Here is a 13,293-nt window from a genome sequence, read left to right as displayed (position 1 = left end):
ATGACCTTTACCGTGAAACTCTTCGCCGCAATGCGCGACCTGGCCGGGTCCGACACGGTCGAAGTCGAACTCCCGGACGGCACAACCGTGGGCGACTTACGACGCGAGATCGCCAAACAAATCCCGCTCGCACGCACGCTGCTACTGCGTTCAAATATTGCAGTGAACCACGAAGCTGCGGAGAACGAGCAACCACTCCAAACCGCCGACGAAGTCGCAGTGATTCCCCCCGTTAGCGGCGGTTAAGCGGTATACTGACGATATGTTCCGGCTCACGCACGACGTCATCGACCACGCGAACCTCCTGGAAACGGCGCGTTCCCCGCATTGTGGGGCAGTCGTGCTGTTCCTCGGCACCGTGCGCGACCTGACCGGCGAACAAGTTACGGTATTCCTCGAATACGAAGCCTACGCGCCGATGGCGGAAAAGAAACTCGCGGAGATCGAAGCCGACGCGCGCCGGCGCTGGCCGATCGGCGAAATCGCGATCGCTCACCGCTTGGGCCGGCTCGAAGTGGGTGAAGTCAGTGTCGCGGTCGCAGTCAGTTGCCCGCACCGCGCTGATGCGTTCGAGGCGTGCCGCTACGTCATCGACACGCTGAAAGAACTCGTGCCAATTTGGAAGAAGGAGAACGCCCCGGACGGAACCGGAGAGTGGGTCCACCAATCCGCGAAACCCGGAGCACCATGAGCGCCCTCCCGACTGTGTACCTCGCGCGTCACGGCGAAACCGAGTGGTCGAAGTCCGGACAACACACCGGACGCACGGACCTCCCGCTCACCCCGGATGGCGAAGATTCGGCCCGAAAACTCGGCGAACGACTCGTCGGGCTGAAGTTCGAGTACCTGTTCACGAGTCCGCTGTCGCGTGCGCGCCGAACGGCGGAACTCGCCGGGTTTTCGCCTGTCGTGGACCCGGATTTGCTCGAATGGAACTACGGTGACTTCGAGGGGCTTAAAAGCGCGGAAATCAAAGTCCGAAAACCGGGCTGGAACCTGTTCCGCGACGGCGCCCCGGGCGGTGAATCACCGGACGAAGTCACGGCGCGAGTGGATCGCCTCGTGGCGAAGCTAAAGGGACTGACCGGAAACGTGATCTGTTTCGCACACGGTCACATCCTCCGCGTCATTGCTGCACGATGGATCGAGCAGCCGGTGACACTCGCAACCTCCATGCTGCTCAGCACCGCGACACTAAGCGTCCTGAGTTTCAACCACCACAACCTCGCCGAACCCGCCATCAAAGTGTGGAACAGCTAAACGAAGACGGAACGAAGGCGTGAGCGCGCGACACCCATTACGATTGGCCTCGGATCGAGTCTCGGTTCTGCATCCCGAGTCCCAGACACCAGGTTCCGCGCTCGTGGATTCCTTTGGTCGGGTTCACAACAACCTGCGCATTTCGGTCACGGATCGGTGTAACCTCCGCTGCACGTACTGCATGCCCGAGGATGTGACGTTCCTCGATCGCGGTGAACTTCTCACGTTCGAGGAAATCGCGTCCTTCGTCCGCGTGGCGGCAAATCTCGGGGTGAACAAGATACGGCTCACCGGCGGCGAGCCGCTGATGCGGCGAGATCTGCACAAGCTCGTGCGCATGATCGTGAGCGTGTCCGGCATCACGGACATCGGCCTCACCACGAACGGCATCCTACTTGCAGAACAGGCCGCCCAGTTATTCGACGCGGGACTGCGGCGCCTAAACGTCTCGCTCGACACACTCGACCCCGACCGCTTTCGTGCTCTTGCACGGCGTGGTGGTGTCGAGAAGGTTCTCGCGGGTTTAAATGCAGCCAAACGTGCGGGGTTCGACCCAATCAAAATTAACGCTGTTGCAATACGCGGGTTCGCGGAGCATGATGTTGTACCGCTCGCACAGTATTGCAAGGATAACAGCTTCGAGTTGCGCTTCATCGAGTACATGCCCATTGGGGCAGATTCGTGGGAGCGCGAGAAGGTCTTCTTCGCGGCGGAAATCCTGGAGCTGATTGGTAACGAAGTCGGGCCACTGGTACCAGCACCCGCGGACCCGTCCGCACCCGCACTCGACTACGCCTACCGGGACGGGAGCGGGACCGTGGGGGTGATTGCGTCCGTGTCGCGGCCGTTCTGTCGGTCGTGTAACCGCATCCGCCTCACCGCGGACGGGAAATTGAGAAACTGCCTGTTCGCTCTCGACGAAACCGATGTGAAAGGATTGCTCCGCTCTCTGCCTATTAATGATGAGACGATCCGAAACGCGCTGAGACAAAGCGTGTGGGCCAAATGGGAAGGCCACGAAATCAACGCCGCGACCTTTGTGAAACCAGACCGTACCATGCACGCCATCGGCGGCTAGCGCCCCGGAGCACACCCCCATGAGCCGGTTCGACGACGAGTACGAGAGCGACCGCGACGACTTCGACAGCCCCGAGAAAACCGACTCCGTCATTCGCGAACTCCGAACCGAAATCATTCGGCTCGAAGCGCAACTGGACCAACTCACCGCCAGCGTCCGCGAACAGTCCGAAGAATCGGCCATCATCGTCGCACGGCTCGCAGAACTGGAACGGGCCGTCGACCGACTCCGAGCACGCCAGCGCCACGACAGCAAACTCCTCGTGATCGCGTGGATGATGGTCGTCGCCTCCCTGCTGATGTCATTTTTCACGTATTTCGCATCGTAACCACGTCACTTCTATTGGCGTTGTCGCACCGGGCGGCCCACAAGTACAATTCCCGCAACTCACTACACTGCGGGAGTTTCACAAGGTGACTGTTCGCGTCGGCAGCGGCCACGATACCCACCGATTGGCGGAAAACCGCCCCCTCATCCTCGGCGGGGTCGAAATCTCGCACACAAAAGGACTCGTCGGCCATTCCGACGCGGATGCGGTGCTGCACGCAGTTACCGACGCCCTTCTTGGCGCTGCGGCACTCGGCGACATTGGCGACGCCTACCCGGACACCGACCCGAAGTGGAAGGACGCGGACTCGCGGCTTTTCCTGCGGGAAGCACTCGCCAACCTGAACCAGATGGGCTGGAAACCGGTCAATCTGGACGTGACCATCTTCGCGCAGGAGCCGAAACTCGGCCCCGTGAAGACCGCGATCAAGAACAACTTGGCAAACTTGCTCGGTTTGGGTACGGACTGCGTGAACGTGAAGGCCAAGACCGGTGAAAAGGTCGGGCACATCGGCCGCAGTGAAGCCATCGGCTGCCACGCGGTCGTTTTAATCGAGAAAGCGTAGATCGGGCGGTGCTCGACACAGACGGCAAAGAGTCGGGTAACAAGAAACCGTAGGTCGGGCTGTGCCCGACGTAAGTAGCTAATTGAGAAGCGAAGAGTCGGGCACAGCCCGACCTACAAGAAGGATTTCCGGTTATGGCGCTTCAGGTGTACTCGACGCTCACTCGCAAGAAGGAGCCGTTCCACAAGAAACCGGGCGACACGGTCACGATGTACGTCTGCGGGCCGACGGTCTACAAGCCGAGCCACATCGGGCACATGGTCGGCCCGGTCATCTTCGACACCGTGAAGCGCTACCTCACGTACCTCGGTTACAAGGTGAAGTGGATCGTCAACATCACGGACGTAGACGACAAGCTCATCAACCGTGCGAAGGAACTGAACACCACGGTGCCGGAACTGTCCGCGAAGATGACGGAAGACTACTTCGCGTGCCTCAAATCGCTGAACGTCACGGGCATCGATCACTTCCCGAAAGCGACCGACCACATCGGCGGGATGATCGAGGTCATTCAGGCGCTCATCAAAAAGGACTATGCCTACGAGGTGGACGACGGCGTTTACTTCGACGTGGCGAAAGACGCCGACTACGGCAAGCTCTCGAACCGCGACCCAGAGCAAATGGAAGCGGGCGCGCGCCTCGAACCGAACCCCAAGAAGCGCAACCCCGGCGACTTCGCGCTCTGGAAGTCGAAGCCTGGCGAGCCGAAGGAAGTGCAGTTCGAGAGCCCGTTCAAGTGCGGTCGCGGGCGCCCGGGATGGCACATCGAGTGCACCTGCATGGCGATCAAGGAACTCGGCGAAACGCTCGACATTCACGGCGGCGGGCTGGACCTCCAGTTCCCGCACCACGAGAACGAACTGGCTCAGAGCGAAAGCTGGACCGACAAACCCTTTGCGCACATCTGGATGCACAATGGACTGCTGAAGCTAAAGGACAAGGACGGCAAAGAAGCAAAAATGGCTGGGTCACTTGGCAACGTACTAAACGTGGCCAAGGCAATCGAACATATGTCCGGCGACGCGCTACGGTACTTCATGCTGAAGACGCACTACCGTTCGCCAATCGACCTCGGCATATGGGATTGGAATAACCCAGCAACACCTCTTCCCGAAGGAATGGTAGAAACGCGAACGGCACATGAAACCTTTCTGAGATTTGCGGAGAGTGTACAACGGGTAACTGGAAAATCTTTCGCCGACTACCCGGCACCAACGAGAGCAGAGCCAGAGCGCAAATTCACGTACACTTTCTTTAACGATTTATACAGTAGATTTAGAGAACATTTAGATAATGATTTTAATACAAGCGGTGCAGTTGGCGTTCTGTTTGATCTTGTAAAAATTCTCAACGGACTCTGCTCCGTAATTGAACAAGGTGACCCGTCCACTTGGAAACGTGAGAACCTTACCCTAGGGATGGAAACTATTCGTCGCCTTGTGGGTGAGAATTCCGACACTCCTGATGCTCCGCTGGAACCTTCTACCACCTTGACTCCTGGCCAAGCGTTCGATGAAGAAATCCGGCGCGGTCAAGCAACAGCAAAAGCTCAACTTGAAGAGGGTATCCCCCTCCTCAAAGAAATTGCTCAAGTTCTTGGCCTCACGTTTACCGCGGAAGCCAAAGCACTAGGTGGGGGTGACGCGCTCGTTTCTGGCCTTATGCAGTTGCTCCTCGATTTGCGGAACAATCTGCGCGCGACCGCGAAGGATGCCGCAAAAGACAATCCGCTGAAGAAGCCGCTGTTCGACCAAACGGACCTGATTCGGAAGCGGCTCGGCGAACTCGGCGTCACCCTCGAAGACCGGCCCGGCGGTACGACGTGGCGCGTCGGATAACGCGACCGCGCGGAAAGGATCGCTCTGACATTCCGGGAAATCGCATTCTCGGCTATTTGCGGGGCATCCTTCCGCGCTAAGGCCGTTCCCATGACCACGCCTTCCACCCCCGTTCCACCCGTCCCGCGCCGTATCCTCGGCCTCGATCCGGGCTTACAAACGACCGGCTACGGCGTCCTCGAAGTGACCGATCGCGGTCCGCGTGTCGTCGATGCCGGTGTTATCCGTTCTGCCGAAGGGCGCGATACTTCCGACATGGCACGGCGCGTCAAAGCCCTTTACGATGGGTTGTGTGAGGTACTCGACGAGTGGAAGCCGTCCGGAATGGCCGTTGAGCAGCTCTACGCCCACTACGAACACCCGCGAACCGCAATCCTCATGGCCCACGCCCGAGGGGTGTACTTCCTCGCAGGCGCCCAGCGAAACATCCCCGTGACGAGCTACGCGGCCACCAAGGTGAAAAAACTCGTGACGGGTAGCGGGCGCGCGAGCAAAGAGCAGATGCAGTACGCGGTCGCACGCGAACTCAACCTCGCCGGTCCGCCCGAACCGCACGACGTGGCCGACGCGCTCGGTATCGCCCTCTGCCACTACTTCGCGACCGGTAGCGGAATCATGGGCGGCGCACGCGGGGCCACCTTCACCGGCGTTAACATGCAAGCTCTACTCGGTAACGACCCCGACGAAGACCTGGAACCGAGCAGCGAAGCCTCACTGATCGAGGACGAACCGCAATGATTACCAAAATGACGGGCGTACTGACGCGCGTTCTCGACGAAGAAGCCCGGCTGCAAATCGGCGCGTTCGAGTATCAGGTAATGGTGTCCGAAGCGGTTCGTCGGCAGATTCAGATGCGGGTCGGTCAGGAGATCACGTTCCACGTCACGGAATACCTGGAAGGCAACTCCGTCGGGAGCCGGTTCGTTCCGCGGCGCATCGGGTTCATCAGCGAAGCGGAACTGGACTTCTTTGACCTGTTTTGCACCGTCGAAAAAATCGGCGTAAAAAAGGCGCTCAAGGCGATGGCGTTCCCCATCAAAACCATCGCCGACGCGATCAGCCGCCAGGACGCAAAATGGCTCTCGTCGCTCCCCGGCATCGGCCCGACGACCGCGGAGCAGATCGTCACCACCCTGAAGCGTAAAGTGACCAAGTTCGCGGTGATGAACTCACCCACTCCGGCCCCTGAAACAGCAGTGCCGGACGCGGTCGTCGAAAAGAAGGGCAAAACAACCAAGAAGGCCAGTGCCCCCGCCGCGGAAGCACCTGTAACGGAACCACTCGTGACCGCGGCCGACGGCCAGCTCATTGAGGACATCTACCTCGCGCTAATGGGCTTGGGGCTCAACCCAATCGAAGCGCGCGCGAAGCTCGACGATCTCCTGATGTCCGGCAAGTCGTTCCGTTCACTGCAAGACGCATTCGCCATCATCTTCGCGCAGCAGAAGGGCTGAAATAATGCGCGACCCTAACCGCATCGACAGGATCACCGAACAACTCCGTGCGGTCTGGCACACTTCGCCGGACATGCGGTTAGGTCAACTGTTGGTAAACGCAATCAAGCCGAGTCAACCGTGCCCGCAGATCTTCTCTGTTGAGGACACAATCACAGAGGCCAAACTCGCAAAATACTCAGACTCAGAAGGCCATCGTTACACCGACAACGAGATCACGCTCAGTCTGACCAAAGCCGAGGCGCTCGTCCTATTCGCGTTCGTCATGCGCTTTCGCGACAAGGAAAAGCTCAAAATCGAGCACGAGGCCGAGGCGCAAATCCTCTGGGATGTGTGTGCGTTGCTCCAGCCGTATTTCGGTGCGGAGCTCCAAGATCGGTTGTGGGTAAAATTGCTCGACGACGCTCGCACAAAAGTTTCTGGTGACGAGAACGAGTAACCCATGCTGCAAACTGCTTCAATGCTGTGCGTTTTGCTCACTTCTGCGTTCATTGAAGAGCCAAAAGGTGATCTGAAGGCGCTTCAGGGAACGTGGCTCATTGAGGACGCAAAGCTCGGCGGGCGCGACCACAAGGAAGACTTCAAGGGGATGAAGCTGATCGTCACGGATGACAAGTACGTCATCGATTTCGGCGAAAATTCGGACAAAGGCACGATCAAGATCGATGCGACCCAGAAGCCAAAACACATCGATCTCACTACGCGCGAGAAGGGACCGTTCAAGGGGCGAACGTTGCCGGGCCTTTACGAACTGAAGGACGACACAGTCGTGCTGTGTCTCAACTCCGAGAAACCCGACCGGCCCACCACGTTCGAGGCGAAGGCGAAGACCCCGCTGATGCTCCTGACGTTCAAGCGCGAAAAGAAATAACAGAGCAGTCTGCCCCAGAGCGGACGCAAAACGAACAGTACAGGAACCCAACCGATGGCGCGCGAGAAAGTAATTGGCTCCGGTTCGAGCGGTGACGATTCGCACAAGCACGACGCCGCACTGCGGCCGAAGCTGCTGAAGGAAGTGATCGGTCAGCGGAAGGTCGCGGAGCGCCTGGAGATCGCGGTTCGCGCGTCCAAGAAACTCAACGAACCGCTCGGGCACATCCTGTTCGACGGCCCGCCCGGTCTGGGTAAGACCACGTTCGCCACCGTACTGCCGAACGAACTCGGCACCTCGATCCAGTTAACCAGCGGCCCCGCGCTCTCGAAGCCCGCGGACTTGCTCCCGTTCCTCACCAACCTCGACGAAGGTTCGGTGCTGTTCATCGACGAAATCCACCGCATGCCGCGCATCGTGGAGGAGTTCATTTACCCCGCGATGGAGGACTTCCGCATCGACATCGTGCTCGGTGAGGGCATGAGCGCACGAACGATCTCGATGAACCTGAAGCGCTTCACACTGATCGGCGCCACGACTCGAAGCGGGATGCTCTCCGGCCCGATGCGCGACCGCTTCAAGATGCACGAGCATCTGGAGTTCTACAGCGTCGAGGAACTTGCCACGATCGTCCGCGTGAACGCGGCAAAACTGAACACCCCCATCACGCCAGAAGCCGCGCACGAACTCGCGCGCCGCAGTCGCGGAACCCCGCGCGTTGCGAACTCGCGGTTACACTGGACGCGCAATTACTCCGCAGCAGAACACGACGGCCCCATCACTGAGCCGATCGCACGAGCCGCGCTCGACATGGCCGAAGTGGACCGCGACGGACTGGACAAAAACGACCGTAAATATTTGGAAACACTGATCGACCTTTACGCCGGCGGGCCGACCGGCGTGGAAGCGCTCGCAGCGACAATCAACCTCGCTTCAGACACTCTCGCCGACGAAATCGAGCCGTACCTGCTCCGCGAACAGTACATTACGCGGTCGCCACGCGGTCGCGTTGCAATGCCCCGTGCCTACATCGCGCTGGGCAAGTTAGCGCCCAAGCCAAAAACCGAAGACAAGCAGGGTGGGTCGTTGTTTGATTGATGCCGTTCACGTCGAGTTCGGCGTCTGTTGACCGTTCAAATTCAGTGGCGCGGGCGAACCACCAGACTTCTTGTGGCGCCTCCGTTTCTTACGCGGCTCGCCACTCGCTTCTCCGGTTGGCTGCCCACTCCGCTCCTGCTTCCGCGCGTGATCGGCTTCCGCGTCCTCAATCGAGTGCGATTGCTTCAGATCAGAATCCCGCTTCGCGAGTTCTACGAGTTTGTGAAAGTGTTCACTCAGTATCCTGACTTCTTCTTCTGACAACTCTTCGGCACTAATGAGCCGGTTACTCGTACACGGCAGCGCCGCAACGATTTCGTTTAATTTCAAGTGAATCGCGTGCGAGTCCTTGTTTTGGGCGCGCTGAATCAGGAACACCATCAGAAAGGTCACGATGGTAGTACCGGTATTGATGACTAATTGCCACGTGTCCGAGAAATTGAACAACGGACCCGTAACAGCCCAGACGAGAATCGTGCCCACAGCAAGACCGAACGCAACGGAGCTACCCGTCCACTTCGTCGCGTACCCGGACGCACGTTCGAGCCACCCGCCCTTCGCGGTCATGTTGCACCTCACACCCCGGAACCAACCGCGGCGTCAGTAAAGCAAACTACGTACCATCGCTCGTGCAGCCGTTAGCCAAGAGGCATACGAGCTTGACCTCCGCACTCTCGGGTGTGTGGAAATCGAGTCCATGTGAGTCTGATTCAGGCGCTGAGATTCGAGCAGCAGATAAGGAACGTGCGAAAGACACCAAATAGAAAGAAACCCGCTATTGGCCCTGGTTCTGTTCGTTCAACACTTCGCCTGCAACCGCAGCAGCATCGTTACGCCTGAATAATAAGGCCAGAACAAAGTCTTCAAATGACGAGGCCCGGTCGGACCATTTCCGACCGGGCCTCGCTGTCTAATTGTGTTGAGTTTTCCTCGATTAATTGGCCTTTCTCAATCTCATTTCCCATTAACTTCTCGCACCCTGTGTACTAAAGCACAAGCATTACAATTCCGTATTTTCAAAATTCCCAACATTTCAGTTGACACTTCAACTGACTAACAGTTTACTGCAAGTTAGTTAGCCCAAGTCATATCGCCCACGCTACGCTACGTTTCATTTATCTTCCGTCAGGAGTGTCGAGATGCTCTCCCCCTCCCGACCCCGGGCCTTGGCCCGTGGGTTCACGCTCATTGAGTTATTGGTGGTGATCGCGATTATTGCGATCCTCATCGGGCTGCTTCTGCCCGCGGTTCAGAAGGTCCGCGAGGCCGCAGCGCGCATGTCGTGCGGCAACAACCTCAAGCAAGCGTCGCTGGCGCTGCACAACGCGCACGATGCGAACGGGCGCTTGCCACCGATGGCGGCGTTCCAGTACGGGGGCGCGTACTACGCGCCGTTCTACTTCCACCTGCTCCCGTTCATCGAACAGGACAACGTGTACAAATCGGCCACCCCGGTGGGCGGCGGTGGGGTCATCCCGCTGTGGAACACCCCCGGCCAAGGCGGAACCCAGTACCTGCGCCAGACTCGCATCAAGGTGTACCAATGCCCGTCGGACGCCACAATCGGCACCAACGCCGCGACCGACTGGACCCCGGGCGACGCGAGCTACGCACCCAACTTCCAGGTGTTCGGGAACCCTAACTTCAACCAGGGCAGCGTGAACCCGGCCGACTGGGACGGGAAGACGACGCTCGTCGGGATCAGTGACGGCACCTCGAACACCATCGCGTTCGCGGAGAAACTGTCATACTGCCCGGGCGTGACGCCCGCGACTCTCGTGGGGCCGAAGAACGGCCCCAACTCGGCCGGCGGCTCGTGGTGGCTGCGCGGCATTTACAACTCCGGCGCGTTCACTGGAACAGGAAGCCCGCCGAACACCGACAGCTACCCGGGTGACCGCGTGTCCCCGGTGTTCGGTGGCGGAGTCAGCGGCGACGGCACCCGGTGGTACATCGGTCTGGACGCCAAGCCGACCATCTTCGGCATCCCCGGGAACAACAACACGAGCGGTATCTGCGACCGCGGCCAAGCGTCGTCGCCACACTCCGGGCTAATCCAAGTTGGTCTGGCCGATGGGAGCGTTCGCACCGTGAGCAGCGGCGTGAGCGCCGCCACATGGTGGGCCGCTTGCACGCGCAACGGCGGGGACATGGTCGGAAGTGACTGGTAAGCGACAGCACAAAGACATAAAGCAACAACGAACCCCGCCACAAATGGCGGGGTTCACTTTTTCCGCGACGGCCATTTCTGCCCAAGTCAAAGAGTTACTTCAAGTTCGGCGTGAAAACAGTGTTCACAGCCAGTCAGTTACTGGCGCGATTCCGGAATTTTTCTCCAACTCACTGATGGTTCCGGGTGGCTCTCACCAAGTAGAGTTGAGCCGGTGGACGCCGGCCACCCTGGGGACTTTCACACATGACTTCGCAAGCCGCACGGGTTTCGGGCCTCCTGGCCCCGACCCGCGACGCGGGCGCCTCGGACGCGGATCTGTTGAACCGGTTCGTCACGGACCGGGACGGCCCCGCGTTCACGGCCCTCGTCGCCCGGCACGGCCCGATGGTGTTCGGTGTGTGCCAGCGCATCGTCCGCGACTGGCACACGGCGGAAGATGCGTTCCAGGCCACATTCCTGGTCCTGGCCCGCAAAGCCGCGTCGATCTCACCACCGGGCGCGGTCGCGGGCTGGCTCCACGGCGTAGCACGCTTGGTAGCCAAAGACGCGCGCCGGGCGGAGCTGCGGCGCACGGCACGAGAGCACACCACAGCGGATCAACTGGAACCGGTCGCGCGCCTCGCGAACACGGACAATGACCTCCGCGGCGCTCTCGACGACGAATTGCGGAAGCTCCCCGGAAAGTACCGCGATCTCCTGGTCGCGTGCGATCTGGAGGACCGCCCGCGGGCGCCGGTCGCCGTGTCGCTCGGAATCCCGGAAGGCACGCTCTCCAGTCGGCTCACGACCGCCCGGAAGATGCTGGCCGAGCGCCTCGCGAAGCGCGGGATCGCGCCTGGAATCGTTGCGGCGATCGCACTGAGCGGCCCGCAACTGGTCGCGTGTGAAGTCCCCCGGATGGTCCTGACATCTACGGCTCGTTTGGGAAGCGACGCGACCGGCGCGGTGCCGATCGCCGTCACCGCCCTCGCTTCAAGAGCGATCCGAGCCATGACCTACAGAATTCTGGTCCCCGTCGCGTTGTTCACATTCGCCGCCATCAGCGCACTTGGCGCTGCACTAGCCGTGGCACACTCGCCCCGATCGACCCACCCGCGGTTAAACCACCTGTAGTCGTCTTCGCGCCGCGGTTCGCGGCCCCACCGCCGGCCAAGCAAGTACCAAAGGGGCCAAACAAATTACTCGTGCAGCGAATGGGGATCTTCACGCTGTGCGACCCGGACGGGAAAGACAGCAAGGCGGTATCCGAGAACCGCGAGATCTACCACCCGGCCGGCGGCGCGATGCTCTCTCCGGACGGGAAAAAAATCGCGGTGCTGGTCCCCGATCCGCTCCCGCCTGATGACGGCACCCGTGGGGCCAAGAAGCGAACCGCGACCCTTCACGTTCGCGGGCTGGAAGAAAAAGACCCCGGTACCAGCCTCGACGTCCAGGGCCAAACTTTGGCGTGGTCGCCGGACGGGACCGAGATCGTGTGTTGTGACTTCATCGACGGGCAGGACAAGAAGTCACCAGAAGCAACACACACCATTGTGAACGTGAAAACGAAAGAAAAAACCACGCTGAAGCTACCCCACGATCACATTCTCTCGGACTGGTCGCGGGACGGGAAGTTCTTCCTCACAATGCGCGTTTCTGGGGGTGAGAAGCCACAAGCACGCCTGTACCTGATGAACCGCGACGGGACCGAACACAAAGTGCTCACCGACGAGGGCCAGATGGCTCTATTCGGCCGCATCTCGCCCGACGGCAAACAGGTGCTCTTCCACCTGTTCGTACCCGGCAATGACGACAAGCTCTCTTCGCTAAAGCGCGACCTGGCTATTCTCGACGTCGCCACCAAAAAGGTAACCAAAGTAAACGACGTCCCGATGAACGGCATGATTATGAACTACTGCTGGGCGCCGGACGGCAAAAAGATCGCGTACATCTGGCGCCAGGTCCACGAAGGGAATCCGGGGGAAGTCGACAAAAAAGAAACCGAGTCGCACGTCATCGTGTGCGACCCGAACGGGAAAAACTCCAAGACCATCATCACAGAAAAAGGCGAGGGGCAGTGGAACGTGACCCTCGGCAGCATCGACTGGCGATAACTTCAACCGAGCGGGGGGCGCGGACCTCCCGTTTCGCGTTTCGTACTCGGAATCGTCGGCACCACAAACAGGATCGTCGAAAGCCCGATCACGGCCAGCCCACCGATGACCCATTTCGCCCAGATCGGGAGCGGGCCGAACGCAATACTCAGGCTCACCACCGTCACCACTAAACACACCGCGAGCACTTTCACCGGGCGCCGGATTCCACGGTGCTCCTCCCAGTCGTGCAACAACCGGCCGAAAAACGGCGACCGCTTCAACCAGCGGTTCAGGCGCTGCGACGAGCGCGAGAAGCAGTAACTCGCGAGCAGCACCCACGGTGTTGTCGGTAGGCCGGGCAGAATCGCACCGAGGTACGCGAGCCCCACACACACCAGCCCCGCACCAATGTACAACCACCGCCGCAATCCGGTCGCGGCCGGTGGTTGCTTGCGCTCGGGCGGTGCGTCTTCTTCCGTTGTGCCGCTAATGGCGAAACCTCGGGCAGTTACCAGTTCCGAATCAAAAGCACGAAAAGCACGGCTTCATTCGG

Annotated in this window: 17 protein-coding genes; 15 read left to right on the top strand and 2 right to left on the bottom strand. The window is 59.9% G+C overall.

Going from position 1 to position 13,293, the window contains the following annotated elements; genetic code table 11:
• The 12 genes from moaD to ruvB all read left to right on the top strand — a co-directional run bounded on the left by moaD (position 1) and on the right by ruvB (position 8,492).
• Entirely contained in the window at positions 1 to 246 is a 246-nt protein-coding gene (gene moaD / locus VT84_RS36975; protein WP_082843081.1) for a molybdopterin converting factor subunit 1, read from the top strand.
• 16 nt (positions 247 to 262) lie between these two features.
• Complete coding sequence (locus VT84_RS36970; RefSeq protein WP_082843080.1) at positions 263 to 691, top strand: molybdenum cofactor biosynthesis protein MoaE; 429 nt, start codon at positions 263 to 265, stop codon at positions 689 to 691.
• Complete coding sequence (locus VT84_RS36965) at positions 688 to 1,260, top strand: histidine phosphatase family protein (protein WP_052549691.1); 573 nt, start codon at positions 688 to 690, stop codon at positions 1,258 to 1,260. The genes VT84_RS36970 and VT84_RS36965 overlap by 4 nt, the downstream gene beginning before the upstream one ends.
• Positions 1,261 to 1,327: 67 nt before the next feature.
• Positions 1,328 to 2,338 carry a GTP 3',8-cyclase MoaA gene (gene moaA, locus VT84_RS36960; protein ID WP_082843515.1) on the top strand — a complete coding sequence of 337 codons (1,011 nt, stop codon included), beginning with the start codon at positions 1,328 to 1,330 and terminating at the stop codon, positions 2,336 to 2,338.
• A gap of 19 nt (positions 2,339 to 2,357) precedes the next feature.
• On the top strand, positions 2,358 to 2,666 hold the full coding sequence (locus VT84_RS36955; protein WP_082843079.1) for a hypothetical protein: 309 nt from the start codon (positions 2,358 to 2,360) through the stop codon (positions 2,664 to 2,666).
• An 85-nt stretch (positions 2,667 to 2,751) separates the two neighbouring features.
• Positions 2,752 to 3,231 carry a 2-C-methyl-D-erythritol 2,4-cyclodiphosphate synthase gene (gene ispF, locus VT84_RS36950; protein ID WP_082843078.1) on the top strand — a complete coding sequence of 160 codons (480 nt, stop codon included), beginning with the start codon at positions 2,752 to 2,754 and terminating at the stop codon, positions 3,229 to 3,231.
• 134 nt (positions 3,232 to 3,365) lie between these two features.
• Positions 3,366 to 5,069 (top strand): cysteine--tRNA ligase, encoded by a 1,704-nt coding sequence (cysS, locus tag VT84_RS36945; RefSeq protein WP_082843077.1) that lies wholly within the window; start codon positions 3,366 to 3,368, stop codon positions 5,067 to 5,069.
• 90 nt (positions 5,070 to 5,159) lie between these two features.
• Entirely contained in the window at positions 5,160 to 5,807 is a 648-nt protein-coding gene (gene ruvC / locus VT84_RS36940; protein ID WP_082843076.1) for a crossover junction endodeoxyribonuclease RuvC, read from the top strand.
• Positions 5,804 to 6,523: a Holliday junction branch migration protein RuvA gene (gene ruvA, locus VT84_RS36935; protein WP_082843075.1), complete on the top strand. Its 720-nt coding sequence runs from the start codon at positions 5,804 to 5,806 to the stop codon at positions 6,521 to 6,523. Before ruvC ends, ruvA begins: the two co-directional genes overlap by 4 nt.
• A gap of 4 nt (positions 6,524 to 6,527) precedes the next feature.
• A complete protein-coding gene (locus VT84_RS36930) occupies positions 6,528 to 6,962 on the top strand; it encodes a hypothetical protein (RefSeq protein WP_082843074.1) in 435 nt (144 codons plus the stop codon).
• 3 nt (positions 6,963 to 6,965) lie between these two features.
• The gene (locus VT84_RS36925; protein WP_082843073.1) at positions 6,966 to 7,394 is read left to right on the top strand and encodes a TIGR03067 domain-containing protein; all 429 of its coding nucleotides are present in this window, start codon (positions 6,966 to 6,968) and stop codon (positions 7,392 to 7,394) included.
• A 54-nt stretch (positions 7,395 to 7,448) separates the two neighbouring features.
• Positions 7,449 to 8,492 carry a Holliday junction branch migration DNA helicase RuvB gene (gene ruvB / locus VT84_RS36920; protein ID WP_082843072.1) on the top strand — a complete coding sequence of 348 codons (1,044 nt, stop codon included), beginning with the start codon at positions 7,449 to 7,451 and terminating at the stop codon, positions 8,490 to 8,492.
• Between the two features lie 6 nt (positions 8,493 to 8,498).
• Here ruvB and VT84_RS36915 read toward each other — a convergent pair whose 3' ends face one another.
• Positions 8,499 to 9,059, bottom strand: coding sequence for a low affinity iron permease family protein (locus tag VT84_RS36915; RefSeq protein ID WP_082843071.1), 561 nt, complete (start codon positions 9,057 to 9,059; stop codon positions 8,499 to 8,501).
• 572 nt (positions 9,060 to 9,631) lie between these two features.
• Here VT84_RS36915 and VT84_RS36910 point away from each other — a divergent pair.
• The 3 genes from VT84_RS36910 (at position 9,632) to VT84_RS36900 (ending at position 12,758) form a co-directional block, all read left to right on the top strand.
• On the top strand, positions 9,632 to 10,663 hold the full coding sequence (locus VT84_RS36910) for a DUF1559 domain-containing protein (RefSeq protein ID WP_082843070.1): 1,032 nt from the start codon (positions 9,632 to 9,634) through the stop codon (positions 10,661 to 10,663).
• Positions 10,664 to 10,908: 245 nt separating this feature from the next.
• Positions 10,909 to 11,778: an RNA polymerase sigma factor gene (locus tag VT84_RS36905; RefSeq protein ID WP_082843069.1), complete on the top strand. Its 870-nt coding sequence runs from the start codon at positions 10,909 to 10,911 to the stop codon at positions 11,776 to 11,778.
• A gap of 80 nt (positions 11,779 to 11,858) precedes the next feature.
• On the top strand, positions 11,859 to 12,758 hold the full coding sequence (locus VT84_RS36900; RefSeq protein ID WP_082843068.1) for a TolB family protein: 900 nt from the start codon (positions 11,859 to 11,861) through the stop codon (positions 12,756 to 12,758).
• 2 nt (positions 12,759 to 12,760) lie between these two features.
• Here the strand turns inward: VT84_RS36900 and VT84_RS36895 are convergent, their stop codons facing one another.
• Complete coding sequence (locus tag VT84_RS36895; RefSeq protein ID WP_239465597.1) at positions 12,761 to 13,168, bottom strand: YbaN family protein; 408 nt, start codon at positions 13,166 to 13,168, stop codon at positions 12,761 to 12,763.
• Positions 13,169 to 13,293: the final 125 nt, after the last annotated feature.

The organism is Gemmata sp. SH-PL17, assembly GCF_001610855.1.
GTDB lineage: Bacteria > Planctomycetota > Planctomycetia > Gemmatales > Gemmataceae > Gemmata > Gemmata massiliana.
Note: the sequence above shows the minus strand (reverse complement) of the source record. Positions and strands in the feature narration are given on the sequence as shown.

What these genes read in the sequence shown, in the direction of transcription:
- VT84_RS36905 (WP_082843069.1), top strand. Translation starts at nt 10,909, where the DNA reads ATGACTTCGCAAGCCGCACGGGTTTCGGGCCTCCTGGCCCCGACCCGC.
- VT84_RS36965 (WP_052549691.1), top strand. Translation starts at nt 688, where the DNA reads ATGAGCGCCCTCCCGACTGTGTACCTCGCGCGTCACGGCGAAACCGAG.
- cysS (WP_082843077.1), top strand. Translation starts at nt 3,366, where the DNA reads ATGGCGCTTCAGGTGTACTCGACGCTCACTCGCAAGAAGGAGCCGTTC.
- VT84_RS36900 (WP_082843068.1), top strand. Translation starts at nt 11,859, where the DNA reads ATGGGGATCTTCACGCTGTGCGACCCGGACGGGAAAGACAGCAAGGCG.
- VT84_RS36915 (WP_082843071.1), bottom strand. Translation starts at nt 9,059, where the DNA reads ATGACCGCGAAGGGCGGGTGGCTCGAACGTGCGTCCGGGTACGCGACG.
- ruvC (WP_082843076.1), top strand. Translation starts at nt 5,160, where the DNA reads ATGACCACGCCTTCCACCCCCGTTCCACCCGTCCCGCGCCGTATCCTC.
- moaD (WP_082843081.1), top strand. Translation starts at nt 1, where the DNA reads ATGACCTTTACCGTGAAACTCTTCGCCGCAATGCGCGACCTGGCCGGG.
- VT84_RS36910 (WP_082843070.1), top strand. Translation starts at nt 9,632, where the DNA reads ATGCTCTCCCCCTCCCGACCCCGGGCCTTGGCCCGTGGGTTCACGCTC.
- ruvB (WP_082843072.1), top strand. Translation starts at nt 7,449, where the DNA reads ATGGCGCGCGAGAAAGTAATTGGCTCCGGTTCGAGCGGTGACGATTCG.
- VT84_RS36970 (WP_082843080.1), top strand. Translation starts at nt 263, where the DNA reads ATGTTCCGGCTCACGCACGACGTCATCGACCACGCGAACCTCCTGGAA.
- VT84_RS36925 (WP_082843073.1), top strand. Translation starts at nt 6,966, where the DNA reads ATGCTGCAAACTGCTTCAATGCTGTGCGTTTTGCTCACTTCTGCGTTC.
- ruvA (WP_082843075.1), top strand. Translation starts at nt 5,804, where the DNA reads ATGATTACCAAAATGACGGGCGTACTGACGCGCGTTCTCGACGAAGAA.
- VT84_RS36955 (WP_082843079.1), top strand. Translation starts at nt 2,358, where the DNA reads ATGAGCCGGTTCGACGACGAGTACGAGAGCGACCGCGACGACTTCGAC.
- VT84_RS36930 (WP_082843074.1), top strand. Translation starts at nt 6,528, where the DNA reads ATGCGCGACCCTAACCGCATCGACAGGATCACCGAACAACTCCGTGCG.